The sequence below is a fragment of the Rhodanobacter sp. UC4451_H18 genome, from assembly GCF_052978225.1.
On the sequence record NZ_CM129663.1, the window covers coordinates 50,517 to 74,440 of the forward strand.

At 67.7% G+C, this 23,924-nt stretch carries 26 protein-coding genes; 18 read left to right on the forward strand and 8 right to left on the reverse strand.

Going from position 1 to position 23,924, the window contains the following annotated elements; all coding sequences use genetic code 11:
- Nucleotides 1-10: 10 nt before the first annotated feature.
- From ACVCMG_RS00255 to asnS, 5 genes are all read right to left on the reverse strand, one after another.
- Entirely contained in the window at nt 11-1,489 is a 1,479-nt protein-coding gene (locus tag ACVCMG_RS00255) for an aldehyde dehydrogenase (RefSeq protein WP_447114628.1), read from the reverse strand.
- Between the two features lie 113 nt (nt 1,490-1,602).
- Nucleotides 1,603-2,391, reverse strand: a complete 789-nt coding sequence (locus ACVCMG_RS00260) for an SDR family oxidoreductase (protein ID WP_447106317.1) — start codon at nt 2,389-2,391, stop codon at nt 1,603-1,605.
- Nucleotides 2,392-2,413: 22 nt separating this feature from the next.
- Nucleotides 2,414-2,725, reverse strand: a complete 312-nt coding sequence (locus ACVCMG_RS00265) for a hypothetical protein (protein ID WP_395119215.1) — start codon at nt 2,723-2,725, stop codon at nt 2,414-2,416.
- Entirely contained in the window at nt 2,722-3,522 is an 801-nt protein-coding gene (locus tag ACVCMG_RS00270; RefSeq protein ID WP_447106316.1) for a hypothetical protein, read from the reverse strand. The genes ACVCMG_RS00265 and ACVCMG_RS00270 overlap by 4 nt, the downstream gene beginning before the upstream one ends.
- Nucleotides 3,523-3,527: 5 nt before the next feature.
- The gene (gene asnS / locus ACVCMG_RS00275) at nt 3,528-4,928 is read right to left on the reverse strand and encodes an asparagine--tRNA ligase (RefSeq protein WP_395119211.1); all 1,401 of its coding nucleotides are present in this window, start codon (nt 4,926-4,928) and stop codon (nt 3,528-3,530) included.
- Between the two features lie 148 nt (nt 4,929-5,076).
- Here asnS and ACVCMG_RS00280 point away from each other — a divergent pair, with 148 nt between their 5' ends.
- From ACVCMG_RS00280 to radA, 7 genes are all read left to right on the forward strand, one after another.
- Complete coding sequence (locus tag ACVCMG_RS00280) at nt 5,077-5,403, forward strand: HesB/IscA family protein (RefSeq protein ID WP_136258380.1); 327 nt, start codon at nt 5,077-5,079, stop codon at nt 5,401-5,403.
- A gap of 171 nt (nt 5,404-5,574) precedes the next feature.
- Nucleotides 5,575-6,000, forward strand: coding sequence for a 30S ribosomal protein S6 (gene rpsF, locus ACVCMG_RS00285; protein ID WP_447114629.1), 426 nt, complete (start codon nt 5,575-5,577; stop codon nt 5,998-6,000).
- Between the two features lie 15 nt (nt 6,001-6,015).
- Nucleotides 6,016-6,246: a 30S ribosomal protein S18 gene (gene rpsR / locus ACVCMG_RS00290; protein WP_007081973.1), complete on the forward strand. Its 231-nt coding sequence runs from the start codon at nt 6,016-6,018 to the stop codon at nt 6,244-6,246.
- Between the two features lie 218 nt (nt 6,247-6,464).
- Complete coding sequence (rplI, locus tag ACVCMG_RS00295; protein WP_395119205.1) at nt 6,465-6,914, forward strand: 50S ribosomal protein L9; 450 nt, start codon at nt 6,465-6,467, stop codon at nt 6,912-6,914.
- A gap of 278 nt (nt 6,915-7,192) precedes the next feature.
- Entirely contained in the window at nt 7,193-8,587 is a 1,395-nt protein-coding gene (locus tag ACVCMG_RS00300; protein ID WP_447106314.1) for a replicative DNA helicase, read from the forward strand.
- Nucleotides 8,588-8,738: 151 nt separating this feature from the next.
- Nucleotides 8,739-9,827, forward strand: coding sequence for an alanine racemase (gene alr, locus ACVCMG_RS00305; RefSeq protein WP_447106313.1), 1,089 nt, complete (start codon nt 8,739-8,741; stop codon nt 9,825-9,827).
- A gap of 87 nt (nt 9,828-9,914) precedes the next feature.
- Nucleotides 9,915-11,300 (forward strand): DNA repair protein RadA, encoded by a 1,386-nt coding sequence (gene radA / locus ACVCMG_RS00310; RefSeq protein ID WP_395119199.1) that lies wholly within the window; start codon nt 9,915-9,917, stop codon nt 11,298-11,300.
- Between the two features lie 18 nt (nt 11,301-11,318).
- On the opposite strand, the gene ACVCMG_RS00315 is transcribed toward radA, so the two are convergent.
- A complete protein-coding gene (locus ACVCMG_RS00315) occupies nt 11,319-12,119 on the reverse strand; it encodes a cytochrome C assembly family protein (protein ID WP_395119197.1) in 801 nt (266 codons plus the stop codon).
- Between the two features lie 97 nt (nt 12,120-12,216).
- On the opposite strand from ACVCMG_RS00315, the gene ffh reads away from it, so the two are divergent.
- The 5 genes from ffh to rplS all read left to right on the forward strand — a co-directional run bounded on the left by ffh (nt 12,217) and on the right by rplS (nt 15,814).
- Nucleotides 12,217-13,596, forward strand: a complete 1,380-nt coding sequence (gene ffh, locus ACVCMG_RS00320; protein ID WP_447114630.1) for a signal recognition particle protein — start codon at nt 12,217-12,219, stop codon at nt 13,594-13,596.
- A gap of 195 nt (nt 13,597-13,791) precedes the next feature.
- Nucleotides 13,792-14,049, forward strand: a complete 258-nt coding sequence (gene rpsP, locus ACVCMG_RS00325) for a 30S ribosomal protein S16 (protein WP_395119195.1) — start codon at nt 13,792-13,794, stop codon at nt 14,047-14,049.
- 2 nt (nt 14,050-14,051) lie between these two features.
- The gene (gene rimM, locus ACVCMG_RS00330) at nt 14,052-14,567 is read left to right on the forward strand and encodes a ribosome maturation factor RimM (protein WP_447098636.1); all 516 of its coding nucleotides are present in this window, start codon (nt 14,052-14,054) and stop codon (nt 14,565-14,567) included.
- A gap of 33 nt (nt 14,568-14,600) precedes the next feature.
- Entirely contained in the window at nt 14,601-15,374 is a 774-nt protein-coding gene (gene trmD / locus ACVCMG_RS00335) for a tRNA (guanosine(37)-N1)-methyltransferase TrmD (RefSeq protein ID WP_447114631.1), read from the forward strand.
- A 44-nt stretch (nt 15,375-15,418) separates the two neighbouring features.
- A complete protein-coding gene (rplS, locus tag ACVCMG_RS00340) occupies nt 15,419-15,814 on the forward strand; it encodes a 50S ribosomal protein L19 (RefSeq protein ID WP_395119188.1) in 396 nt (131 codons plus the stop codon).
- Nucleotides 15,815-15,952: 138 nt separating this feature from the next.
- Here rplS and ACVCMG_RS00345 read toward each other — a convergent pair whose 3' ends face one another.
- Together ACVCMG_RS00345 and epmB are read right to left on the reverse strand one after the other, a co-directional pair.
- A complete protein-coding gene (locus ACVCMG_RS00345) occupies nt 15,953-17,995 on the reverse strand; it encodes an EAL domain-containing protein (RefSeq protein WP_395119186.1) in 2,043 nt (680 codons plus the stop codon).
- A 133-nt stretch (nt 17,996-18,128) separates the two neighbouring features.
- Complete coding sequence (epmB, locus tag ACVCMG_RS00350) at nt 18,129-19,139, reverse strand: EF-P beta-lysylation protein EpmB (RefSeq protein WP_395119184.1); 1,011 nt, start codon at nt 19,137-19,139, stop codon at nt 18,129-18,131.
- 89 nt (nt 19,140-19,228) lie between these two features.
- On the opposite strand from epmB, the gene efp reads away from it, so the two are divergent.
- The 6 genes from efp (at nt 19,229) to ACVCMG_RS00380 (ending at nt 23,875) form a co-directional block, all read left to right on the forward strand.
- Nucleotides 19,229-19,807: an elongation factor P gene (gene efp / locus ACVCMG_RS00355; protein ID WP_136258394.1), complete on the forward strand. Its 579-nt coding sequence runs from the start codon at nt 19,229-19,231 to the stop codon at nt 19,805-19,807.
- 218 nt (nt 19,808-20,025) lie between these two features.
- Nucleotides 20,026-21,357 carry a TRZ/ATZ family hydrolase gene (locus ACVCMG_RS00360; RefSeq protein ID WP_395119182.1) on the forward strand — a complete coding sequence of 444 codons (1,332 nt, stop codon included), beginning with the start codon at nt 20,026-20,028 and terminating at the stop codon, nt 21,355-21,357.
- Between the two features lie 14 nt (nt 21,358-21,371).
- A complete protein-coding gene (locus ACVCMG_RS00365) occupies nt 21,372-21,626 on the forward strand; it encodes a YciI family protein (RefSeq protein ID WP_395119180.1) in 255 nt (84 codons plus the stop codon).
- A 13-nt stretch (nt 21,627-21,639) separates the two neighbouring features.
- On the forward strand, nt 21,640-22,344 hold the full coding sequence (gene ubiG, locus ACVCMG_RS00370) for a bifunctional 2-polyprenyl-6-hydroxyphenol methylase/3-demethylubiquinol 3-O-methyltransferase UbiG (protein ID WP_447114632.1): 705 nt from the start codon (nt 21,640-21,642) through the stop codon (nt 22,342-22,344).
- Nucleotides 22,341-23,024, forward strand: a complete 684-nt coding sequence (gene gph / locus ACVCMG_RS00375) for a phosphoglycolate phosphatase (protein WP_395119176.1) — start codon at nt 22,341-22,343, stop codon at nt 23,022-23,024. The genes ubiG and gph overlap by 4 nt, the downstream gene beginning before the upstream one ends.
- Nucleotides 23,021-23,875 (forward strand): phytoene synthase, encoded by an 855-nt coding sequence (locus ACVCMG_RS00380; protein ID WP_447114633.1) that lies wholly within the window; start codon nt 23,021-23,023, stop codon nt 23,873-23,875. Before gph ends, ACVCMG_RS00380 begins: the two co-directional genes overlap by 4 nt.
- Nucleotides 23,876-23,924 lie beyond the last annotated feature (49 nt).

The following is a 23,924-nucleotide window of genomic DNA, read 5'->3' on the forward strand; positions in this document are numbered from 1 at the left end:
GCGCGGCGTATCAGGGGCTGGCACCGTACGCGATGCAGACGTTTTTCGGTTCGGTGAAGAAATGCAGCGCCTCGGCACCACCCTCGCGGCCGACGCCCGATTGCTTGGCGCCGCCGAACGGCGTCCGCAGGTCGCGCAGCAACCAGCAGTTGATCCACACGATGCCGAATTCGAGTTGCCCGGCCAGCCGGTGCGCGCGGGAAAGATCCTGCGTCCACAGCGACGCGGCCAGTCCGTAGTGGCTGTCGTTGGCGATCGCCAGCGCCTCGGCTTCGTCCTCGAACGGGATCAGCGCGACTACCGGGCCGAAGATTTCCTGCTGGTTGGTCTGCGCCGAAGAGGGCAGCCCTTCGATCACGGTCGGCGCGATGAACCAGCCGCCGGCGCAGCGGCCCGGCACGGCAACCGCCGCGCCGCCACACAGCACGCGTCCGCCCTCGGCGCGGGCCTGTGCGATGCAGCCGAGCACCTTGTCGTAGTGCGCCCGCGACACCATGGCGCCGAGGTCGCTGCGTGCGTCGTCCGGATCGCCCACGCGCAGCGCCTGCACGCGCGCAAGGTAGCGTTCGCGGAACGCGTCGTAGATGGAGCGCTGCACCAGCAAGCGCGAGCCGCACAGGCAGATCTCGCCCTGGTTGGCGAAGCCCGAGCGCACGATGGTGTCGAGGTTGGCGTCGGAAAGATCCGCATCGGCGAACACGATCGCCGGATTCTTTCCGCCCATCTCCAGCGAGACTTTCTTGAACGCCGGTGCCGCGACGGCAGCGATGGCCGCGCCAGTGCGCGTGGAGCCGGTGAACGACACCGCCTTGACCGCCGGATGCGCCACGATGGCCTCGCCGACCTGTGGCCCCAGCCCGTGCACGATGTTCAGCACGCCCGGCGGAAAGCCGGCCTCGATGCTCAGCTCGCCCAGCAGGGCTGCAGTGCACGGCGTGATCTCCGAGGGCTTTGCCACCACCGTGTTGCCGGCCGCCAGTGCCGGCGCGATCTTCCAGGTGAACAGGTACAGCGGCAGGTTCCACGGACTTATGCAACCGACCACGCCGAGCGGCTGGCGCAAGGTGTAGTTGATGGCGCCGGCGCCCGGCGTGCCCGTTTCCATCGCATGCGACTCGCTGCCCCAGCCGGTGATCGCGGCGGCGAAGTAGCGCAGGTTGCTCACCGCGCGCGGGATGTCGAGGCGGCGCGCGAGGGCGAGCGGCTTGCCGCTGTCGCGCGATTCCAGCGCAGCGAACTCCTCCAGCCGCGCCTCGATCAGGTCGGCCAGGCGGTGCAGCAAGTGCGCCCGTTGCTCGATCGGCGTGGCCGCCCAGGCGGTTGCTGCGCGACTGGCGGCGGCGACGGCGGCCCCGACATCGGCGGCATCGGAATCCGGGCATTGGGTCAGCACGCCCGCCGTGGCGGGTTCGTGCACGTCGAGCCAGCTGTCGCGAATGGGCGCCCGCAGGCGGCCGTCGATCAGGTTGGCTAGGCGCGGAGTGGACATCCGCGTCATCTTAAGTCCAGCACGCGACAATTGCACCGAACGCGACCGTACGCAGGGCGCGCGACGCGCTGGATGGGCCGGGCTTCAGTCGGGCTGCTGGCGGGTCTGGTCGCTCAAAGCGAGCGCATGCGCCCACCGTCGACCGGCAGGCTCGTGCCGGTGATGTAGCTGGCCGCCGGGGAGGCGAGGAAGGCGACGGCGGCGGCGGTTTCCGCGGGATCGGCGAAGCGGCCCATCGGAATCTCCGCGGCCATCTCGCGCGCGACTTCTGTTTCGCTGCGCCCCGACTTCTGCGCCCGTACCCGCACGATCTGCTCGATCCGCGGCGTGTGGGTGGAGCCCGGCAGCACGTTGTTGACGGTGATGCCCAGCGGCGCCAGTTCGCCAGCCAGGGTCTTGGCCCAGCTCGCCACCGCGCCGCGGGTGGTGTTGGAGACGCCGATGCCGGAGAGCGGCTCCTTCACCGAGGTGGAGATGATGTTGACGATGCGGCCCCAGCCGGCGTCGCGCATGCCGGGGATCACGACCTGCGCCAGCGTGTGATTGGCCAGCAGGTGCTGGCCGAAGGCATCGAGGAATTGCGGCGGCGTGGCGTCGAGGATGCTGCCCGGCGGCGGTCCGCCGCTGTTGTTGACCAGGATGTGCACCGGCGCCGCCGCGACCAGGGCTTCGACCCGCTCGCGCAGGCTGCCGGTGTCGCTCGCATCGGCGACCAGCAGGTCGTGGTGCTGCGCGCCGTCGGTGCGCGGCAGGCTGCCGACCACCTCGGCCAGCACTTCGGCGCGACGCGCAAGCACGGTGACGTTGGCGCCGAGCAGGGCCAGCTCGATCGCGCAGGCACGGCCGATGCCCTGGGAAGCGCCGCAGACCAGCGCATGACGTCCACTCAGATCCAGTTGCATGGAGTTCTTCCTCGGTGAGGGGTCAGGAGGAGAGACGCGTGGCCAGCGCGCCCAGCCAGCACAGCCAGCCTAGCCATGGACCCAGTCGCCACAGGTGGCGCCAGCGGTCGATCGAGCGGTCGCCCAGCGCCGGCAGTGCCGGCGAGCGCAGCACCTGCTGCATCCGCGCCCAGCGGCGCCAGGCGGAGGGCCGCGCGTGGTCGGCTGCCGCGATGATTTGCCAGTGTTGCGGATAACGCCGTCGCAACAGCGTGGCCAATCGGTATTGCGCCACGAACGACAGCACAAACAGGCCCACCCCGGCGACCAGCAACGCCAGGTACAGCACGATCACGACGAACTGCCGCGTTTCCCGCTCCAGGGCAGCGGCAAGTCGTTCAGCAGGCCGTCGCCGTGGGGTGCTTCGCCGCACACCGCGTTGTCGATGGCTTTCTGGTAGACGGAGTTCATCATGCCGATCCACAGCGACCCGTCCGGCCCGTGCGGGATGCTGAAGCTGCCGCTGGAGTTCATCTTCAGGGTGGCCGCGGTGGTCGCGTTGGAGAGCGAGGCCGGCGACTGCTCCCAGTAGGTCTTGCCCGACTGCTGGTCAGCCGAGCTGTAGACCAGCAGGTAATGGGCCTTGTCGCTGTCGATCTTGAAACTGCCGAAGGCACCGCTGGTTTCGTCGCTCCAGCCCATGTGTTCGCACAGGCGGATGTCGTCGAAGCGGATCGGCTGGAAGCCGTCGTCGAGCAGCACGATGGTGGGCGCGAACAGGTAGCTGGCATGCAGCCAGCGTCCGTTCAATTCCGATTTCAGCGCCACCCGGTACGGCAGCTTCATGCCGGTGGGCAGGCGGAAGGCGAGGAAATAGCTCTTGGTGCCGTTGAGGTTGGCGACCATGCTGCCGCTGCCCAGGGTGAACTTCTGCGGCTGCCACGGCAGCAGGCTGCGGTAGGAGAAATCGGCAAAGCTGCTGCAGCAGGGCGTGGCCTGCTGCAGATGCAGTTGGGCGATCTTCAGCGGATCGCCGGGGTCCTCCGCGGGCGGCCGCAGGTTGGGCGGCAGCAACGCCTTGGCGGCATGGCAGCCGGTCAGCGCGAGGGCGGCGGTGAACACGGCGGCAAGGGCGGCGAAGCGGTACGACATGGGCGTCAGAACTCGGCGGTGCCGGCGGCACGCGGGTAGGGGATGGCGTCGCGGATGTTGGACAGGCCGCAGATGTAGACCAGCAGGCGCTCGAAGCCGAGGCCGAACCCGGCGTGCGGCACCGTGCCGTAGCGACGCAGGTCACGGTACCAGCCATAGCTGGCCGGATCGAGGCCGAACTGGATCATGCGGCGGTCCAGATGATCCAGCCGTTCCTCGCGCTGGCTGCCGCCGATGATCTCGCCGATGCCGGGCGCGAGTACGTCCATCGCGGCCACGGTCTTCTCGTCATCGTTCAAGCGCATGTAGAACGCCTTGATCGCCTCGGGGTAGTTCATCACGACCACGGGGCGGCCGACATGTTTCTCGGCGAGGTAGCGTTCGTGCTCGGTCTGCAGGTCGATGCCCCAAGCCACCGGGTATTCGAACTTCTCGCCGGACTTCTTCAGGATCTCGATCGCGTCGGTGTAGTCGATGCGCTCGAACGGCTTGGCGATGAATGCCTCCATCCGGCTGATCGCATCCGGTTGCACGCGTTCGGCGAAGAACGCCATGTCGTCGGGGCGTTCGTCCAGCACGGCCTTGAAGATCGCCTTGAGGAAGCCCTCGGCGCAGTCGGCATTGGCGGCCAGGTCGGCGAAGGCGATCTCCGGCTCGCACATCCAGAACTCGGCCAGGTGGCGCGCCGTGTTGGAATTCTCGGCGCGGAAAGTGGGACCGAAGGTGTACACCTTGCTCATCGCCAGGCAATAGGCCTCGACGTTGAGCTGGCCGGACACGGTGAGGAACGCCTCGCGGCCGAAAAAGTCCTTGCGGAAGTCGATCTTGCCGTCGGGCAGGCGCGGCAGGTTGGCCAGGTCCAGCGTGGACAGCCGGAACATGTCGCCGGCGCCTTCCGCATCCGACGTGGTGATGATCGGCGTGTTGATCCAGAAGAAGCCCTGCTCGGTGAGGTGGCGATGGATCGCCGTCATCATCGTGTGCCGCACGCGCGTCACCGCGCCGAACAGATTGGTGCGCGGGCGCAGGTGGGCGACCTCGCGCAGGAACTCCATCGAGTGCTGCTTGGGCTGGATAGGGTAGGTTTCCGGGTCGTCGACCAGGCCGGTGACGATCACCTCGCCGGCCTGGATCTCGAAACGCTGACCCTTGCCCTGCGAGGGCACCAGGGTGCCCGTGACGATCACGCCCGCGCCGGCGGTGAGGTGCTTCACCTCGCTCTCGTAATTGGCCAGGGTGGCCGGCACTACCGCCTGGATCGGGTCGAAGCAGGAGCCGTCGGTGACGTTGACGAAGGACAGGCCGGCCTTGGAATCGCGGCGCGTGCGCACCCAGCCGCGCACGGTCACCTGGCTGCCGGCATCGATGCTGCCCGACAACGCCTGCTTCACACTGACCACGGCCATGGATTGGAACTCCTGCTGCTTGCGCACCGGTCGGTGCGCTGGATGGTGGGCGCCCGCGCGGCGCGCGGAGCCAAACCCGCATGATAATGTAGGGCTTGCCCGGGTCGCGACACCTGCCGCCCATTTCACGAGATCGAATTCGCCTGCCATGAGCATCAGCATCACCCCCGCTGCCAACGAACGCATGCGCCACTTCCTCGCCTCGACGCCCGCGGCGGCAGGCGTGCGCTTCGGGGTCAAGCGCACCGGCTGTTCGGGGTTTGCCTACGTGGTCGACCTGGCCGAGTCGATGGACGAGGGTGACCGGCTGCTGGAGGTGGACGGCGTGCCGCTGATCGTCAGCGACAAGAGCCTGGCCCTGGTCGACGGCACCGTCATCGACTTCCAGCGCCACGGGCTCAACGCCAGCTTCGTGTTCCACAACCCGAACTCCACCGGCGAGTGCGGCTGCGGCGAGAGCTTCACCGTCAGCTGAGCGCCTCCGCCCGGCGCGCAGGCTTTTCAATGACTTGCGTGGCCGTTGTGCGTCATCGTACAATTCCGCTTCTGTCTGCACCCGAAAGGGCACGGGCGGGACACTTGCCTCACCGCACTGACGGGAGGCTGCCAGGCCGCTTTGGCCGCATCCACAAGGAGTCAACCCACGATGACCCTGCGTCATTACGAAGTTGTATTCATGGTCCATCCGGACCAGAGCGAGCAGGTTTCCGCCATGCTCGAGCGCTACAAGTCGCTGATCGAGGCCGACGGCGGCAAGATCCACCGCCTGGAAGACTGGGGCCGGCGCCAGCTGGCTTACCCGATCGTCAACCTGGCCAAGGCACACTACGTGCTGCTCAACATCGAAGTGAGCCAGAACGCGCTGAACGAGCTGGAGTCCGGCTTCCGTTTCAACGACGCCGTGCTGCGCCACCTGGTGATCCGTCGTGACGAGGCCGACATCGAGCCGTCCTTCATCCTGAAGTCGAAGGAAAAGGACGATGCCAAGTCCAGCCGTCGCCGCGACGACGACAACGATGGCGAGAGCCGTGACCATGGCCACGCCGACAACGATCGCGACAGCGACGACTGATCAGGGAGCACCCACATGTCCAAGTTTTTCCGCCGCCGCAAGTTCTGCCGCTTCACTGCCGAAGACGTGAAGGAGATCGACTACAAGGATCTCAACACCCTGCGCCAGTACGTCACCGAGAACGGCAAGATCGTGCCCAGCCGCATCACCGGCACCAAGGCGCGCTACCAGCGCCAGCTGGCCACCGCGATCAAGCGCGCGCGCTTCCTCTCGCTGCTGCCGTATACCGACAACCACGACGTCTGATCTGCCATTTCTTCTCCCCTCCGGGGAGAAGATGCCCGCAGGGCAGATGAGGGGCGGGTACTCGCGACAAGCTTCATCGAAGTCTCTTCGACAGGCACCTTCGCAAGTCCGGCCCCTTACCCCAGCCCTCTCCCCCGATGGGGAGAGGGTGCAAGACTTCGGACAACCGTCCTCTGGCTGCGTCGGGCCACACCGGCGCTAACGAACAGGAAAGCATCATGGAACTCATTCTTCTGCAGAAAGTCCGCAATCTCGGCAACCTGGGTGACAAGGTCACCGTGAAGCCGGGTTACGGCCGCAACTACCTGCTGCCGCAGGGCAAGGCCGCGCGCGCCAATGCCGCCAACCTGGCCGCATTCGAGCAGCGTCGCGCCGAGTACGAGGCCAAGGCCAACTCCGTGCTGGCCGACGCCGAAGCGCGCAAGGCCAAGCTCGCCGACGTGGCGGTGACGATCCCGGCACATGCCAGTGCCGAGGGCAAGCTGTTCGGTTCGGTCGGCCCGCGCGACATCGCCGAGGCCCTGGCCGCCGAAGGTCACGCCGTCCACAAGGGCGAAGTGATCCTGGGCGAAGGCCCGCTGCGCACCACCGGCGAGTTCGAGGTTGCCGTGCACCTGCACGCCGACGTCCACACCACCGTCAAGGTGATCGTGGTCAGCGACAAGTAAGTTCCGGTCCATCGGAAACGTCCGGGCGCCGCGAGGCGCCCGTTTGTTTTTCGAGGGCCGGGAATGGGGAACAGGGCATCGGAAACGGCCTGGCCGCTGCCTTCGATTTACCACTCCCGATTCCCCATTCCCGGCTTTATCCCCAGCCATCCCCAACATATCCACAGAGTTGTTGTCTCGACGCGTGAGACGCGGCCGCGCATGATGTGTCGACATGTCCGCTCACCTGCGGTCGGCGCCTGCGGCGCCGGTGGCGGGGTCGTTCCCGAGGTAATCCGATGTCCTTCGTCCCAGAGCGCAAATCCTCCTCCGCGGCGATCGAGGCGTTGCGGGTGCCGCCGCATTCCATCGACGCGGAGCAGGCGGTGCTGGGCGGGTTGATGCTGGCCCCCGGCGCGCTGGACAACGTCGCCGACCGGCTGGCCGAGGACGATTTCTACCGCAAGGATCACCGGCTGATCTGGCGCGCGATCAACGAGCTGGCCAACAAGGGCATGCCGTGCGACGCGGTGACCCTGGGCGACTGGTTCGAGAGCAATGGCCTGGCCGAGATGGTCGGCGGGGCCAGCTACCTGATCGAGCTGGCCAACAGCACGCCCAGCGCGGCGAACATTGCCGCCTATGCCGAGATCGTGCGCGAGAAGTCGGTACTGCGCCAGCTGATCGACGCCGGCACCTCGATCACCGAGGACGGCTACCGGCCCGAAGGCAAGAGCGTGCACGAGGTGCTGGAAAGCGCCGAGCAGCGCGTGTTCCACATCGCCGAATCCGGCGCCCGCGGCAAGAAGGATTCCGTCTCGATGCGCGAGGCGGTGAAGGATGCCTTCAAGCTGCTCACCGAGCGCTACCAGAACCGCGGCCAGCTTACCGGCGTCAGCACCGGCTTCACCGACCTGGACGAGCTCACCTCCGGCCTGCAGCCGTCGGACCTGATCATCGTGGCCGCGCGCCCCTCGATGGGCAAGACGGCCTTCGCATTGAACATCGCCGAGACTGCGGCGCTGGGCAGCAAGAAGGCGGTGGTGGTGTTCTCGATGGAGATGTCCTCCTCGCAGCTTGCATTCCGCCTGATCTCCTCGGTGGGCCGCATCCACCAGCAGCATCTGCGCAATGGCACGCTGGAGGAGGAGGACTGGCCGCGCGTCTCCAATGCCATCGCGCTGCTTTCGGACGCGAAGATCTTCATCGACGACACGCCCAGCCTGTCGCCGGTGGAGTTGCGTTCGCGCGCGCGAAGGCTGCATCGCGAGCACGGCGGTCTCGGCCTGATCGTGATCGACTACCTGCAGCTGATGCAGGTGCCCGGCAACACGGAGAATCGCGCCACCGAAATTTCAGAAATCTCGCGTTCACTGAAGGGGCTTGCCAAGGAGCTGAACGTGCCGGTGATCGCCCTGTCGCAGTTGAACCGCTCGCTGGAACAGCGCGCCGACAAGCGCCCGATGATGTCCGACCTGCGCGAGTCCGGCGCCATCGAACAGGACGCCGACGTGATCATGTTCATCTACCGCGACGAGTACTACAACAAGGAATCGCAGGACAAGGGCATCGCCGAAATCATCATCGGCAAGCAGCGCAACGGCCCCACCGACACCTGCAAACTGACCTTCCTCGGCCACTACACCAAGTTCGTGAACTACGCACCGGACTCGTTCGTGGGCGGGTTTGATTGAGGCGGGGAATGGGGAATCGGGAATCGGAAAGAACCGGCAGTCTTCGAAGCGCTTCTGAGGGTTTGCCGAATCTGGAACGCCAAGTCGTATCTCAAGGTCGCATGCTTTTCCCATTCCTTGTCTCCGATGTCCCATTGCCGGGCAGAGCCCCATGAGCCGCACCACCGTCGCCACCATCCATCTCGGTGCGCTGCGCCACAATCTGGCGCGGCTCAAGGCCATGGCGGCGCCGGCGAAGGTGATGGCGGTGGTCAAGGCCGATGCCTACGGGCATGGGCTGGAGCGGGTGGCGCGTGCGCTGGATGGCGAGGCCGAGTGCTTTGCGGTGGCGGCGTTGGGCGATGGCCTGCGCCTGCGCGCGGCGGGGCATCGGCAGCGCATCGTGGTGTTGTCCGGGCCGGACAAGCCGGGCGACCTCGCCGAGATGCAGCGGCTGCAGCTGGAAGCGACCATCCATCACGAAGCGCAGTTGCCATGGCTGGCCGCGATGGCGCCGGTGCGCGGGCGGCTGCGGGTGTGGCTGAAGGTCGACAGCGGCATGCACCGGCTGGGCTTCGCGCCCGGGCGTGTCGCGGCGGTGCATGCGCAGCTGGCCGCGATGGCCGGCGTCGATCCCGAGATAGGCCTGCTCACGCATTTTTCCGATTCGGAGGTGTTCGACGGCCCGCAGACGCCGGCGCAGATCGCCCGTTTCGCGGCGGTGACGGACTCGTTCGCCGGCCCGCGCTCGCTGTCCAATTCCGCCGCGGTGCTCGGCTGGCCCGACGCGCGCGGCGACTGGGTGCGCACCGGCGGATTGCTGTACGGCTTGTCGGTCGTCGAGGGCAGGCATGGTGGCGATTTCGGCTTCCGCCCGGCGATGACGCTGTCCACCCGGCTGATCGCGATCAACCGCATCGGCCGAGGCGAGCGCATCGGCTACAACGGCACCTGGACCTGTCCCGAGGACATGCCGGTCGGTGTGGCCGCGGTCGGCTACGGTGACGGCTACCCGCGCAGTGCCGCCGCCGGCACGCCGGTGCTCGTCGGCGATCGCCGCGTGGCATTGATCGGCCGGGTCTCGATGGACCTGATCACGCTCGACCTGCGCGGCGCACCCGACGCGACGATCGGCGACCGGGTGACGCTGTGGGGGCCGCAGCTTCCGGTCGAAACGATCGCTGCCGCGGCCGGCACGATCTCCTACGACCTCACTTGCGGCATGACCCGCCGTGTGCTGTTCGTCGAGGATGAAGGCTGACATCGTTGCGCGCCGCGCGCGTCTCGCCGCCTGCGATGGTCGCGCACTAAACTCGTTGTCCTCTGTCGCTACACTCGGGAAATCCGCATGGCCAAAGCCAGGACCGCCTACGTCTGCACCGAATGCGGCGCCGAGCACAGCAAGTGGCAGGGACAGTGCGTCGAGTGCGGGGTGTGGAACACGCTCAGCGCGATCGTGCTGGAGCCGGCCACGGCGGGCAAGGCGTCGGCAGGTGCACAGCGTTCCAGCTATGCCGGCGCCGCTGCGGGCGCGCCGAAGATCACGCCGCTGACCGAAGTGATGCTGACCGCCGACGCGCGCACGCTGACCGGCATCGGCGAGCTGGACCGCGTGCTGGGTGGCGGTCTGGTGCAGGGTTCGGTGGTGCTGATCGGCGGCGATCCGGGCATCGGCAAGTCGACCCTGCTGTTGCAGGTGCTTGGCACGCTGGGTCTGCAGCTGCCCAGCGTCTACGTCACCGGCGAGGAGTCGCTTTCGCAGGTGGCCGCGCGTGCGCAGCGCCTGGGCCTGGCGCTGGAGCCGCTGCAGGCGCTGGCCGAGACCTGCATCGAACGGATTCTCGAACAGGCCATGGCCACGCGGCCGAAGGTGCTGGTGATCGACTCGATCCAGACCATCTGGACGGAATTGCTGGCCGCCGCGCCCGGCTCGGTGTCGCAGGTGCGCGAATCGGCCGCCAAGCTCACCCGCTTCGCCAAGGAGACCGGCACGGCAGTGTTCCTGGTCGGCCACGTGACCAAGGAGGGCGGCATCGCCGGCCCGCGCGTGCTCGAGCACATGGTCGACGCGGTGCTGTATTTCGAGGGCGAATCGGGCAGCCGTTTTCGCGTGTTGCGCGCGTTCAAGAACCGCTTCGGCGCGGTCAACGAGCTGGGCGTGTTCGCGATGAGCGACAAGGGCCTGCGCGAGGTGCCGAATCCGTCGGCGATCTTCCTTTCCTCGCACAGCACTCCGACATCAGGCAGCGCGGTGATGGTGACCCGCGAGGGCACGCGCCCCTTGCTGGTCGAGGTGCAGGCACTGGTCGACCAGTCCTCGCTGGGCAACCCGCGCCGGGTCACCCTGGGCCTGGAGCAGAACCGGCTCGCCATGCTGCTTGCCGTGCTGCACCGGCATGGCGGCGTGGCAGCGTACGACCAGGACGTGTTCGTCAACGTGGTCGGCGGTATCCGCGTGCAGGAAACCGCGGCCGATCTGCCGGTGCTGCTGGCGGTGCTGTCCAGCCTGCGCGATCGCCCGCTGCCGGAGCACATGGTCACCTTCGGCGAAGTGGGCCTGTCCGGCGAGATCCGTCCGGTGCCCAATGGCGAAGAGCGGCTCAAGGAAGCGGCCCATCACGGCTTCCGCCGCGCGATCGTGCCCAAGGCGAATGCGCCGAAGAAGGGCAGGGTCGGCGAGATGGAAGTGATCGGTGTGGAGCGGCTGGGAGAGGCGATCGACGCCTGCCGCTAGAACCGGTCGCGGGCGGATTCAGCCCATCGTGCGCTGCAGGATCACTTCCAGCACGAATTTCGAGCCGAAGAACGCCAGCCCCAGCACCGCCATGCCGATCAGGGTGAGGTTGACGGCGCTGCGCCCGCGCCAGCCATGGCGCCAGCGACCCCACAACAAGGCCCCGAAGATCAGCCATGCCACGACGCTGAGCACCGTGGTGTGCACGAGGTGTTGCGCACGGATATTGGCGATGAACAGGAAGCCGCTCAGCAAGGTCAGGGTGAGCAGCGCGAATCCGGCGCCGATCAGGCGAAACAGCAAGGCTTCGGTCTGGGTCAGCGGCGGCAGGGCGCGAACCAGCATGCCTGGCCGGCGCGCGCGCAGCGCGCGCTCCTGCACCGCCAGCAGCAGGGCGAGTACCGCCGCGATCGACAGCACGCTGTAGGCAAGCAGCGCGATCACCACGTGCAACTGGATCTGCCAGTCCATGGGCCTGGGCACGGTCGGCGGCGCCAGGAACACGTCCAGCGCCAGCAACAGTGCAGCCAGCGGAAACACGATCACGCCCAGCCCGGCGACCGGTCGCGACAGGTTCACCAGCAGGGTCAGCGCAGCCACCACGCAGGCCACCAGCGACAGCGCGGCGAAGAAGTGCAGGTCGAGCCGGCCACCATGCGCTCCCAGCAGGACCGCTGCGTGCAGCAGGACCGCCACCGTTGCCGTCGCCAGGCCGAGCCGCCGCGGCGAGCGCGGACAACCCGTCAGCGGAGCAGCCAGCAAGGCGGCGCCGCCGGCGTAGAGGGCGATGGCGAGAATGGAAGGAAGAGTCAGCGGCATGACGGTGAAGTGTCGCACAGGGCCCTGTCGGGTTGCATGCGGGAGCCGATCGATCCGTCCGCTATAATCATCCTTCTTCCTGTTCGCCGGTTTCGCCATGTTCGAGTCGCTCAGCCAACGCCTTGCCACCACCGTCAACCGACTGCGCGGTCGCGGCCGGCTGACCGACGAGAACATCCGCGAAGCGCTGCGCGAAGTGCGCATCGCGCTGCTGGAGGCGGATGTGGCCTTGCCGGTCGTGCAGGCGCTGATCCAGCGCATCAAGGTGCGCGCGGTCGGCCAGGAAGTGGCGCGCAGCCTGTCGCCCGGTCAGGCGCTGGTGAAGGTGGTCAGCGATGAGCTGACCATGGTGATGGGCATCGCCAACACCGAATTGAACCTGGCCCAGCAGCCGCCCGCGGTGGTGCTGATGGCTGGCCTGCAAGGCGCGGGCAAGACCACCACGGTCGCCAAGCTGGCGCGGCTGCTGACCGAGCGCAAGAAGAAGAAAGTGATGGTGGTCAGCTGCGATGTCTATCGTCCGGCCGCCATCGAGCAACTGCGCACGCTGGCCGGGCAGGTCGGGGTGAAGTTCTTCCCCTCCGAGGTGGGCCAGGACCCGGTGCGCATCGCCAGGGACGCCATCGCCGCCGCGCGGCGCGAGCTGGTCGACGTGCTGATCGTCGACACCGCCGGCCGCCTGCATGTGGACGAGGCGATGATGGCCGAGATCAAGGCCTTGCACGCCGCGATCACGCCGATCGAAACCCTGTTCGTGGTCGATTCGATGACCGGCCAGGATGCGGCCAACACGGCCAAGGCGTTCGACGAGGCGCTGCCGCTGACCGGCGTGATCCTGACCAAGAGCGACGGCGACGCCCGTGGTGGCGCGGCGCTGTCGGTGCGCTACGTTACCGGCAAGCCGATCAAATTCCTCGGTGCCGGCGAGAAAACCGACGCGCTGGAACCATTCCATCCCGACCGCCTGGCCCAGCGCATCCTCGGCATGGGTGACGTGCTGAGCCTGGTCGAGGAGGTCGAGCGCAAGGTCGACCAGGACAAGGCGCAGAAGCTGGCCCAGAAGGTGATGAAGGGCAAGCGCTTCGACCTCAACGACATGAAGGATCAGCTGGAGCAGATGGGCAACATTGGCGGCCTGGCCGGCCTGCTGGACAAGCTGCCCGGCGTCTCCAGCCTGCCTGACAGCGTGAAGTCGAAGGTCAACGACGGCGAAATGAAGAAGATGATCGCGATCATCAACTCGATGACCGGCAAGGAGCGCCGCCACCCGGACCTGCTCAACGGCTCGCGCCGTGCCCGCGTGGCGCGGGGCTCCGGCACCCAGCCGGCCGACGTCAACCGGGTGCTCAAGCAGTACATGCAGATGGAAAAGATGATGTCCAAGCTGGGCAAGGGCGGCAGCAAGGGCCTGATGCGGCAGATGCGCGGCGCGATGAAGGGCATGGGTGGCATGGGCGGGCTGCCGCCGATGCGCTGAAGGCGAGAAACGAGCGGAGAGGAGTGAGAAACGAGAGTGGAGCGCCGAGCTGGCTTTCTCTCGTTTCCCACTCCTCTCCACTCACTCCTGCCTTCCCAAGCCTTCCCTTTTCCCGAAAATCCGCTAAAATGCCCCGTTTCCCGCGCACGACTCTCGTGCGCCTGCCGCTGATTCGGCAATTTCCGGAGTTTTACCATGGTCAAGATTCGTCTTTCGCGCGGTGGCGCAAAGGGCCGTCCGTTCTACCACGTCGTGGTGACCGATCAGCGCAGCAAGCGCGACGGCCGCAACATCGAGAACGTCGGCTTCTACAATCCGGTCGCCTCCGGCAAGGACAAGCGTCTGGAGCTGAACGTGGCGCGCGTGCAGGAGTGGGTCGGCAAGGGTGCGCAGATGAGCGACAAGGTCGCCGCCCTGGTCAAGGAAGCCGGCAAGCAGCAGCCGGCCGCCTGAGCATGACGACAGCCGGTCGGCGCGTCCTGATCGGGCGCATCGTCGGGCTGTATGGCGTGCAGGGCTGGCTGAAGATCGAATCCTTCGCCGAGCCGCGCATGCGGATCTTCGATTACCAGCCGTGGCTGCTCGGTGCAGCGCCAGGCACGGAAAGAGAGGTCTCCGGCGTGAAAGGTCGACCGCAGGGCAAGGGCATGGTGGCCCAGTTGCCCGGGGTGGACGATCGGGACCAGGCGGCAGCGTTGATCGGTACCGACATCCATGTCGCCCGCGAACAGCTGCCTCCTCCGGCGAAGGGCGAGTATTACTGGGTCGACCTCGAAGGACTCGATGTCGTCACCACGGACAACGTGGAACTGGGGCGGGTCAGCCACCTGTTCGCCACCGGCGCCAACGATGTCGTGGTGGTCAGGGACGGTACGCGCGAGCGGCTGATCCCCTTTGTCCAGGGGTCGTATGTGCGTTCGGTGGACTTGTCCGCAGGGCGCATGGTGGTGGACTGGGATCCCGAATTCTGACGTCGCCGGCTTGTGGGCAGAGGATCAAGGGTCATGCGCATCGATGTCGTCAGCCTGTTTCCCGACTTCGTGCGCCAGTGCGCCGCCGTCGGTGTGGTGGGACGCGCGCAGCAACGCGAGCTGCTGCAGGTGGAAGCCTGGAACCCGCGCGACTACGCCACCGACAAGCATCGCAGCGTGGACAGCAGCTCGTATGGCGGCGGTCCGGGCATGGTGATGATGATCGAGCCCTTGCGCACCACCTTGAAGGCGATGCGCGAGGCGGCACCGGAACCGGTGCATCTGGTTTATCTCAGTCCGCAGGGAGCGCGGCTGACGCAGGGCAGGGTGGAGGCGCTGGCGAAGCTGCCGCGCATCGGCCTGCTCTGCGGACGTTACGAAGGTGTGGACGAGCGCCTGCTGGCGCACGAGGTCGACGAGGAGCTCTCCATCGGCGATTATGTGCTGTCCGGCGGTGAGCTTGCCGCGGCGGTGGTCATCGACGCGGTGGGGCGCTTGCAGGATGGCGCGTTGAACGACGCGCAGTCGGCCGAGCAGGATTCATTCTCCGATGGCCTGCTGGATTGTCCGCATTACGGAAAACCGGTGCAGGATGCGCTGGGTGAGGTACCGGCGGTGTTGCTGTCCGGCGACCATGCGGCAATTGCCCGCTGGCGCCTCAAGCAATCGTTGGGTCGCACCTGGCTGCGCCGCCCGGACTTGTTGTCGCAGCGTGGCCTGGATGCGCCATCCCGGGCCTTGCTGGATGAATTTCGCCGTGAACATGCCTCCGGGCGGTCGACACGGCAAGACGATGCGGCCGAGTGACGGCCGCAGCCTTGATATCGCAAAAGTGAACCGACAGGTGCGCCATGAACAAGATCATTGAACAGTTCGAATCCGAGCAGATCACCCGCCAGCTGCCGGACTTCGGCCCCGGCGACACCGTGGTGGTCAACGTGAAGGTGAAGGAAGGCAACCGCGAGCGCGTGCAGGCGTTCGAGGGCATCGTCATCGCCAAGCGCAACCGCGGCCTGCATTCGGCCTTCACCGTGCGCAAGATCTCGCACGGCACCGGCGTGGAGCGCGTGTTCCAGGCGCACAGCCCGACCATCGACTCGGTCTCGGTGAAGCGCAAGGGCAAGGTGCGCGGCGCCAAGCTGTATTACCTGCGTGGCCTGGAAGGCAAGGCCGCCCGCATCAAGGAAGACATCGCCGCCGCTGCCGCCGCCAAGGCGAACGCCAAGGCGGCGGCCGCTGCCGAGTAATCCTCGCTGCGAAGGCTGCATGAAAAGACCCCCGCGGATCGCTCCCCGGGGGTTTTTGCTGTTTGATTCCGGCCATTCTGCGAATACCGCCTGATGTTCCTGCGATCGGATCCCGAACCCCGGGTCCCGAGGCAGCATTCATTCCAGCCGCTGCGGCACCTGCAGGAAGTTTCCCTGCACGAAGTCGACGCCGCAGGCGAACAGCAGCGACGTGCTGGTGGCGTCCTCGACCCACTCGGCGATGGTCAGGCGCTTCAGTTCGTGTGCCTGCTGGCAGATCTCGGCGACCTTCTTCTGGCTGTCGGCATGCTGCGGCAGGTCGGCCATGTGGCTGCGGTCGATCTTGAGGTAGTCGGCGTCGATGTGGTTCAGCAGCTGGAACGAGTTCAGGCCCGAGCCGAACTGCTCCAGTGCAAAGCCGCCACCCATCTTCTTCCACGCGTTGACGAACTCCTGCGCGGGTCGCAGCAGGGTCATCACCTTGCTTTCGGTCATCTCCAGCACCAGGCGACCGTGTTTCAGCCCGGCCTTGCCCAGGCGCTCCTTCAGCCATGGCAACAGGCTGTCGTCCTGCAGCGAGGCGGCGGTAAGCTTGATGAAGAACGTGGTCGGCTGTCCCTGCGGCTCGCGCGCCTGCAGGATGCGGATGGCCTGGTCGAGCACCCAGCGGTCGACCGCCCCGGTGAGGTTGTGCTTCTCGGCGATCGGCATGAAGAAGCCCGGCAGCACCTCGCCCTGCGGTCCGTTCATGCGCAGCAGGATCTCGGAGAACTCGCCCTCGGCGTCCTGCAGGCTGATCGTCTGCTGGTGATACAGCACCAGACCGTTGTTGGCCAGCGCCTGCTGCAGCAGGTCCAGCCAGTAGCGCTCGCGCTCCTCGTCGGCCTTCTCCCGCGCCGCCGGGTCGTGCAGTTCGACCTGGCTGCCGCCCAGATTCTGCGCGGTGCGCAAGGCGTGGCTGGCCTGGTTGAGGAGCAGCTCGCTGTTGGCGTTCTTCTCGCCGAGCAGACTGCCGCCGACGCTGGCGGTGACCGTCAGCGAACGTGTGCCGGCATCGAAGATCTCGCTGCCGACGCTGTGCTGCAGCTTGGCGATCCACTCGCGGATCGCCTCGTCGGAACGCGAGTCGAGGGCCACGCCGAAAGTGTGCTCGGCGAGCATGCCGGCGATGTCGGTGGCGCCCAGCAGCATGCGGATGCGCCCGGCGAAGCCGGCCAGCAGTTCATCGGTCTTGCCCAGGCCGATGCCGCTGACCAGCGAGGCCCAGTTGTCCGGTTCGATCAGCAGCAGCGACTGGCCCTTCTTGCCCTTGGCTGCCTCGGTCACCGCATCGTCGATGCATGCCAGCATGTGCTGGCGGTTGTACAGGCCGGTGACCGGGTCGCGTTGCAGCTGTTCCAGCACGGCCGGGTCGACGACCTGGCGGCGGAACACGATCTGCAGGCAGCGCTCGCCCTCGAAGGTCGCCGGGGCGAACTCCACGGTGGCATCAAAGCGGCTGTCGTCGGCGCGACGCGCGCGCAACGGCAACTGGGCCGGGAACTTGCCCTGGTGGGCCTGGCCGCGCAGCAGCGCCTTCATCTCATCGGCATTGGCCGAGTCGATCATGTCCAGCAGCGGCATGCCCAACAGGTCGTCGAAACTCTCGTAGCCGAAGGTGTCCAGGTAGGCCTGGTTGGCGCGCACGTGCATGCCCTCGTGCACGTAGGCGATCGCGTCCGTGGAGGAGTCGAGCAGGGCGTCGCAGCGGCGCTCGGTTTCGCGCAGCGCGGTGTGCAGCCAGCGCACCTGGCGGCGCGTGTGCAGGGATTCGAATTCGCGCTTCAGCACCGCGATGAGCTGCTTGGGGTGGGTGCGCGAGGCCACGCCGCGGGCGCCATGCACGAACAGGTCGGCGACCAGTTCGTTGTCCATGTTGCTGACCAGGCCGACCAGCGCGAAATCGCGGCCGGAGGCCTCCATCACGCCCATGGTTTCGTCCAGGCTGACGTCGGTGACCGAGGGGTCGAACATCACCACGTCAGGCTCAAGCTCGCCCACCGCCGAGCGGATCTGCTCGATGTTGGTGGCCCGCGCCGGTCGCACCGCGATGCCGCTGTTGCGCATCAGGCTGATGATCTGTTCGGCCTCCTCCAGGGAGTTCTCGACGAACAGGATCTTGATGACGAAGTCTTTTTTCATGGGGCGGGGCGTGGGTTCCGGGCAGGGCGGGCGCCCTTGACGGGTCCGCATGGTCGATGGCAATGAGTGTTTGTAGCGGATTCCGCTGTCGCTCGCCACCGGTGCGGCAGCCCCGGACCTGGCCGGTGGCGGCTCACAGCGGCCGCTTGGCCGGGTCGCCCGCCACCTCGCGTACCAGTCGCGGCACCAGGTAGCCGGGCAGGCGCGCGCGCAGGGTGTCCAGCAGCGCGAGCGCGGTGTCGTCGGCCACCTCGAAATGGGCGGTGCCGTGGACCCGATCCAGCTGGTGCAGGTAATAGGGCAGCACGCCGGCGGCGAACAGGCGTTCGGAAAGGTTGGCAAGCGCGTCGGCATCATCGTTGACGCCGCGCAGCAGCACCGACTGGTTCAGCAGCGTCGCACCGGTCTCGCGCAAGGCGGCGCAGGCCGCGTCGACGCCGGCGTCGAGTTCGTTGGCATGGTTGGCATGCAGCACCACCACCTTCTGCAGCGGGAGGCCGGCCAGCCAGGCCAGCAGGGAGTCATCGACCCGCTCGGGCAGTACGACCGGCAGGCGCGTGTGGATGCGCAGGCGGATCACCTGCGGCAGCTCGGCCAGGCCGCGGGTCAGCTCCTCCAGCTTGGACGTGGCCAGCGACAGCGGATCGCCGCCGGAGAGGATCAGTTCGCGGATCGACGGGTCGGCGCGCAGCCGCTCCAGCGCCTCGCGCCAGTGCGAGGCGGCGGCGATTTCCTCGCCGTACGGGAAGTGCCGGCGGAAGCAGTAGCGGCAGTTCACCGCACAGCTGCCGCTGGCGATCAGCAGCGCGCGCCCGTCGTACTTGTGCAGCATGCCGTGGCCGGCCTTGGCCGAGAGGTCGCCCACGGCGTCGAGGGTGAAGCCGGCGACCCGGTCATGTTCGGTGCGCTGGGGCAGCACCTGCAGCAGCAGCGGATCGCGCGGATCGCCGCGCCGCATCCGCGCGACGAAACCGCGCGGCACGCGCAAGGCGAAGCCGGCGTCGTCCGGCGGCAGCAGGTCGGTGCGGTCGCCCAGGCCCACCGCCTGCAGCAGTTCGGCAGGGTCGGTGATGGCGTTGCGCCAGAGCTCGCGCCAGTCGGTTGCAGGCGACGATAGGCGGGCACTGGGGCTTGCGGTTATCATGGAGAGCCTTCGGCGGGCCTCTTGGCCCGTGAAAAGATACTCATTTTAGCCGTCCTGCGGGGCGGTTTTACCTTTGGAGCAGACAGCGCATGGCGACCCTCGGCCTCAACGACGTCAAGACGGGCAAGAAGATCCTCCACAACGGCGATCCCTGGATCATCACCGAGGCCGACTTCATCAAGCCGGGCAAGGGCCAGGCGTTCACCCGCATCCGCATCCGCAACCTGAAGGACGGCCGCACCACCGAGCAGACGCTGAAGTCCAGCGACTCGTTCGAGGAGGCCGACGTCACCGACACCGACATGCAGCTGTCCTTCATCGACGGCATCGGCAAGGACCGCCTGTGGCACTTCATGAACATGGAGACGTTCGAGATGGTGCCGGCCACGCAGGCCGCGATGGGCGATGCGTGGAAGTGGCTCAAGGGCGAAGAGGAGTGCGTGGTCACCCTGTTCAACGGCAACATCGTGGCGGTGCAGGCGCCGAAGTTCGTCGAGCTGAAGATCGTCGAGACCGACCCGGGCGTGCGCGGCGACACCTCCGGCGGCGGTGGCAAGCCGGCCACGCTGGAGACCGGTGCGGTGGTGCGCGTGCCGCTGTTCGTCGGCCAGGATGAAGTCATCAAGGTCGACACCCGCACCGGCGAATACGACAGCCGCGTCAAGTGACGAAGCGGCGCGCGGGCCATGCCCGCGCCTTTGCCGGTTCGTCATCCCTGCGCAGGCAGGGTCCAGTGAAACACTCGTGCGCAGCACGCCTCATCCTGCGCACAAGCAACCGCAGCAACATGGGATCCGGGCTTTGGCCGGGATGACGAACACGGGGCGGGCACCATCGAGGGGTGTGCCGCCCCTTCTCGCATCCACCCCTTGCAAGTGAGTGAACGATGACCCAGACCACCCCGCAATCCATCGACCTGCTGATCGAGGCGCGCTGGGTGGTGCCCGTCGAGCCGCATGCGGTGGTGCTGGAAAACCACGCCGTGGCCATCGACGGCGAGCGCATCGTGGCGCTGTTGCCGATCGACGAGGCCCGCGCCGCCTATGCGCCGCGCGAGCGCGTCGAACTGGGCGAGCACGCGCTGATCCCCGGCCTGGTCAACAGCCACACGCACAACCCGATGACCCTGCTGCGCGGCCTCGCCGACGACCTGCCACTGATGGTCTGGCTGCAGCAGCACATCTGGCCGGCCGAGGCCAGGGTGATCGGCCCGGAGTTCGTGCGCGACGGCGTGGAACTGGCCGTGGCCGAGATGCTGCGCGGTGGCACCACCTGCGCCAACGAGAACTATTTCTTCCCCGACGTGATCGGCGCGACCTATCGCAAGCTGGGCTTCCGCGCGGTGGTCGGCCTGCCGGTAATCCAGTTCCCCACCGCCTGGGCGAACAGCCAGGACGAGTATTTCGCGCGCGCCGGCGAGGTGCATGACAGCTTCCGCGGCGATCCGCTGGTCAGCACCGCGTTCGCGCCGCATGCGCCGTACACCGTCTCCGACGAGAGCTTCGAGCGCATCCGGCTGCAGTCCGACCAGCTCGACATCCCGGTGCACCTGCACCTGCATGAGACCGCGCACGAGATCGAGGAAGAGAAGAAAAAGAGCGGCCTGCGCCCGTTCCAGCGCCTGCAGCGCCTGGGCCTGGTCAACGACCGCCTGATCGCGGTGCACATGACCCAGGTCACCGAGGGCGAGATCGCCGCCTGCGCGAGCGCCGGTGTCTCGGTGGTGCATTGCCCGGAATCCAACCTCAAGCTCGCCTCCGGCTTCTGCCCGGCGGAGCAGTTCCGGCGCGCAGGCGCGAACCTGGCGATCGGCACCGACGGTTGCGCCTCCAACAACGACCTGGACATGTTCGGCGAGATGCGCACGGCGGCGCAGCTGGCCAAGGCGGTGGCGCAGGACGCCGCCGCCTTCGACGCCGCCTTTGCGCTGCGTGCGGCGACGCTCAACGGCGCGCGGGCGATCGGGCTGGAAGCGCGCATCGGCTCGATCGAACCCGGCAAGCAGGCCGACCTGGCTGCCGTGCGCCTGAGCGACCTGGAGACCCAGCCGCTGTTCCACGTCGCCTCGCAACTGGTGTATGCGTGCAGCCGCCAGCAGGTCACCGACGTGTGGATCGCCGGGCACCGCAAGCTGGCCGCGCGCGAGCTGATCGACATGGATACCGCGGCGATCCTGGCGCGAGCGCGCGCCTGGCGCGAGCGGATCGCCGCAACTTGAGTGGGAGTTTTCCGATGAATCGTTACCTGGTTTTGCTGATCCGCCGGCCGCAGTTCGACGCGGCCGTGGTGCCGCAGCATCTGGCCTATCTGGACCAGTTGCGCGGCGAGGGCAAGGTGGAGCTGTCCGGCGGCTTCGGCGACAAGTCCGGCGGTGCCTACCTGCTGCACGCGGCCGACCTCGCCGAGGCAACGGCGCTGGTGCAGCGCGACCCCGCGCATGTCAGTGGCGGCTGGGACATCACGGTGCACGAATGGCAGGCGTCTTAACGTGGACTCGAACATGACCGCCGCCAATGTCAGCCCCGCCGAAATCGCCCGCTTCGACCAGCTGGCGTCCCGCTGGTGGGACCCCGACGGCGAATCGCGACCGCTGCACGACCTCAATCCGGTGCGCACGGCCTATGTCGCCGGGCGGATGGACCTGCGCGGTGCGCGCGTGGCCGACGTGGGTTGCGGCGGCGGCCTGCTCAGCGAGTCGCTGGCCCGCGCCGACGCGCGCGTCACCGGCATCGACCTCGGCGAGAAGGTGATCGGGATCGCCCGCCTGCACCTGCACGAATCGGAGCTGCAGGTCGATTACCGGGTGCAGTCCTCCGCCGAGCTCGCCGCTGCCGAGGCGGCGACGTTCGACGCGGTGTGCTGCATGGAGCTCATCGAGCACGTGCCCGACCCGGCGGCGCTGCTCGCTGACCTGGCCGCGATGCTCAAGCCCGGCGGGCGACTGTTCATGTCCACCCTCAACCGCACGCCGGCGGCGTTCGGCGCGGCGATCCTGGGGGCCGAATACCTGCTGCGCATGCTGCCCCGCGGGACGCACCACTACGCGCAGTTCCTCAAGCCCTCCGAATTGTCGCGATTGCTGCGCGGCGTGGGGCTGGAGCTGGAAGACGTCAGCGGCCTGGCCTACAACCCGTTCCGCCGCGAGGCACGCCTGAGCTCTCTCACGGCAGTCAATTACGTGCTTTGCGCGCAGAAGCCGGCATGAGCAAGCCGCTGCCTTCATCCGTCGCCGGCGTCCTGTTCGATCTCGATGGCACCTTGCTGGACAGCGCGCCCGATCTGTACGCCGCGCTGCAGGCGCAGTGCGCCGAGGAGGGCGTGGCATCGCCCGCCTACGCGCCCGTGCGCGAGGTGGTCTCGCGCGGTGCCCGCGCGGTGCTGCGTTGCGCGTTCGCCTCGCGCGGCGAGGCGGTGATCGAGGCGCTGGTGCCGCGCTACCTGCAGTTGTACGAGCAGGTGATGGCCCGCGACACGCGCGCCTTCGACGGGGTCGACGACCTGCTGGCGCGGCTGGAAGCGCGAGGCCTGCGTTGGGGCATCGTCACCAACAAGGCGGCATTCCTGACCGACGAACTGTTGCGCCGGATCGGCTGGTCGACGCGCGCCGCCGCCGTGGTGTGCGGCGACACCTTGCCGGTGAAAAAGCCCGATCCGGCACCCGTGCTGCTGGCCTGCGAACGCGCAGGACTGGTGCCGGGCCAGTGCCTGTTCGTCGGTGACGATCGCCGCGACGTGCAGGCCGGCGCAGCGGCGGGCGTGTTCACCGTGGCCGCGAGCTGGGGCTACCTCGACGGCGGCGATCCGCACGCCTGGGGCGCCGATGTCGTGCTGGATCGGCCCGCCGCCCTGGCCGAGTTGCTGCGACTGGAGTCGGCGACGGCATGAGCGAACCAGCCGGGCAGAACGCGGTGTTGCAGGGCTTCATCGACAAATGGCTGGCCGCGCAGCCGCAGCAGCGCGTGGCGCTGGCCTTCGTCGACGGCCGCCGCCATCCGGGCCACGTGGCGCTGGCCGCGCTGGAGCAGGAGCTGCTGAGCGCGGCTTACGGCATCCGCGAGCCGCAGGTGGCCGCCGCCAAGCTCGGCTGGTGGGCGGAGGAACTGGCCGGTGCGGCGGCCAGCGGCGGGCGGCATCCGCTCACCCAGGTGCTGTTCGATGACGAACGCGCTCACGCGATCACCACGGAGCTGTGGCTGGCACCGGTATTGGCGGCGATGGCGCAGCTGGAGCAGGGCACGGCGGCCGATTACGCCGACCAACTGCAGGCGGCGATGCCGCTGCACGGTGCGCTGGCCGCACTGGAGACGGCATGGTGGTATGGCGCTGCGGCCTCGCCCGAGCGCGCGACCCGGGTGGCCGTGCTCAATCACTTGTTGCATGCCTTGTTGCACCTGGACGCAGACGCCGAACGCGACCGCCTGCCACTGCCGATGGCCCGGCTGGCACGCCACGGGCTGGATCGCGCGCAACTGCGCAAGCCTTGCGCACCGCGGCAGCAGGCGATCCGGGCGCAGTTGCAGGATTTGCTCGGCGACTGGCGCGCTGCCGATGCGCTGGGCGGGCCACTCAGCGTGTTCCGTGCACTCGAGTCGCGTCAGGCCTGCGCGCTGGCGCGCCGCGCGCTGCATGCCGACGAGGCACTGGCCGTGTTGCAGGCCGACTGGTCGCGCACGCCGTGGTCGACGCCGTGGCGGGCGTGGCAGGCCGCCCGTGCATGGCGGCGCCAGACACAGTAGTTTTGCGCGAGCGGACGCAGCGTTTCCGTGGCGACACCATTGTGAGGTG

Bases quoted from the DNA above. Each gene is read 5' to 3' on its own strand.
- ffh (WP_447114630.1), top strand. From the start codon at position 12,217: ATGTTCGAGTCGCTCAGCCAACGCCTTGCCACCACCGTCAACCGACTG.
- ACVCMG_RS00255 (WP_447114628.1), bottom strand. From the start codon at position 1,489: ATGTCCACTCCGCGCCTAGCCAACCTGATCGACGGCCGCCTGCGGGCG.
- ubiG (WP_447114632.1), top strand. From the start codon at position 21,640: ATGACCGCCGCCAATGTCAGCCCCGCCGAAATCGCCCGCTTCGACCAG.
- ACVCMG_RS00365 (WP_395119180.1), top strand. From the start codon at position 21,372: ATGAATCGTTACCTGGTTTTGCTGATCCGCCGGCCGCAGTTCGACGCG.
- gph (WP_395119176.1), top strand. From the start codon at position 22,341: ATGAGCAAGCCGCTGCCTTCATCCGTCGCCGGCGTCCTGTTCGATCTC.
- ACVCMG_RS00360 (WP_395119182.1), top strand. From the start codon at position 20,026: ATGACCCAGACCACCCCGCAATCCATCGACCTGCTGATCGAGGCGCGC.
- rimM (WP_447098636.1), top strand. From the start codon at position 14,052: ATGACGACAGCCGGTCGGCGCGTCCTGATCGGGCGCATCGTCGGGCTG.
- ACVCMG_RS00315 (WP_395119197.1), bottom strand. From the start codon at position 12,119: ATGCCGCTGACTCTTCCTTCCATTCTCGCCATCGCCCTCTACGCCGGC.
- ACVCMG_RS00380 (WP_447114633.1), top strand. From the start codon at position 23,021: ATGAGCGAACCAGCCGGGCAGAACGCGGTGTTGCAGGGCTTCATCGAC.
- rpsF (WP_447114629.1), top strand. From the start codon at position 5,575: ATGACCCTGCGTCATTACGAAGTTGTATTCATGGTCCATCCGGACCAG.
- radA (WP_395119199.1), top strand. From the start codon at position 9,915: ATGGCCAAAGCCAGGACCGCCTACGTCTGCACCGAATGCGGCGCCGAG.
- ACVCMG_RS00280 (WP_136258380.1), top strand. From the start codon at position 5,077: ATGAGCATCAGCATCACCCCCGCTGCCAACGAACGCATGCGCCACTTC.
- epmB (WP_395119184.1), bottom strand. From the start codon at position 19,139: ATGATAACCGCAAGCCCCAGTGCCCGCCTATCGTCGCCTGCAACCGAC.
- alr (WP_447106313.1), top strand. From the start codon at position 8,739: ATGAGCCGCACCACCGTCGCCACCATCCATCTCGGTGCGCTGCGCCAC.
- rplS (WP_395119188.1), top strand. From the start codon at position 15,419: ATGAACAAGATCATTGAACAGTTCGAATCCGAGCAGATCACCCGCCAG.
- ACVCMG_RS00260 (WP_447106317.1), bottom strand. From the start codon at position 2,391: ATGCAACTGGATCTGAGTGGACGTCATGCGCTGGTCTGCGGCGCTTCC.
- rplI (WP_395119205.1), top strand. From the start codon at position 6,465: ATGGAACTCATTCTTCTGCAGAAAGTCCGCAATCTCGGCAACCTGGGT.
- ACVCMG_RS00300 (WP_447106314.1), top strand. From the start codon at position 7,193: ATGTCCTTCGTCCCAGAGCGCAAATCCTCCTCCGCGGCGATCGAGGCG.
- ACVCMG_RS00270 (WP_447106316.1), bottom strand. From the start codon at position 3,522: ATGTCGTACCGCTTCGCCGCCCTTGCCGCCGTGTTCACCGCCGCCCTC.
- efp (WP_136258394.1), top strand. From the start codon at position 19,229: ATGGCGACCCTCGGCCTCAACGACGTCAAGACGGGCAAGAAGATCCTC.
- ACVCMG_RS00345 (WP_395119186.1), bottom strand. From the start codon at position 17,995: ATGAAAAAAGACTTCGTCATCAAGATCCTGTTCGTCGAGAACTCCCTG.
- rpsR (WP_007081973.1), top strand. From the start codon at position 6,016: ATGTCCAAGTTTTTCCGCCGCCGCAAGTTCTGCCGCTTCACTGCCGAA.
- trmD (WP_447114631.1), top strand. From the start codon at position 14,601: ATGCGCATCGATGTCGTCAGCCTGTTTCCCGACTTCGTGCGCCAGTGC.
- asnS (WP_395119211.1), bottom strand. From the start codon at position 4,928: ATGGCCGTGGTCAGTGTGAAGCAGGCGTTGTCGGGCAGCATCGATGCC.
- rpsP (WP_395119195.1), top strand. From the start codon at position 13,792: ATGGTCAAGATTCGTCTTTCGCGCGGTGGCGCAAAGGGCCGTCCGTTC.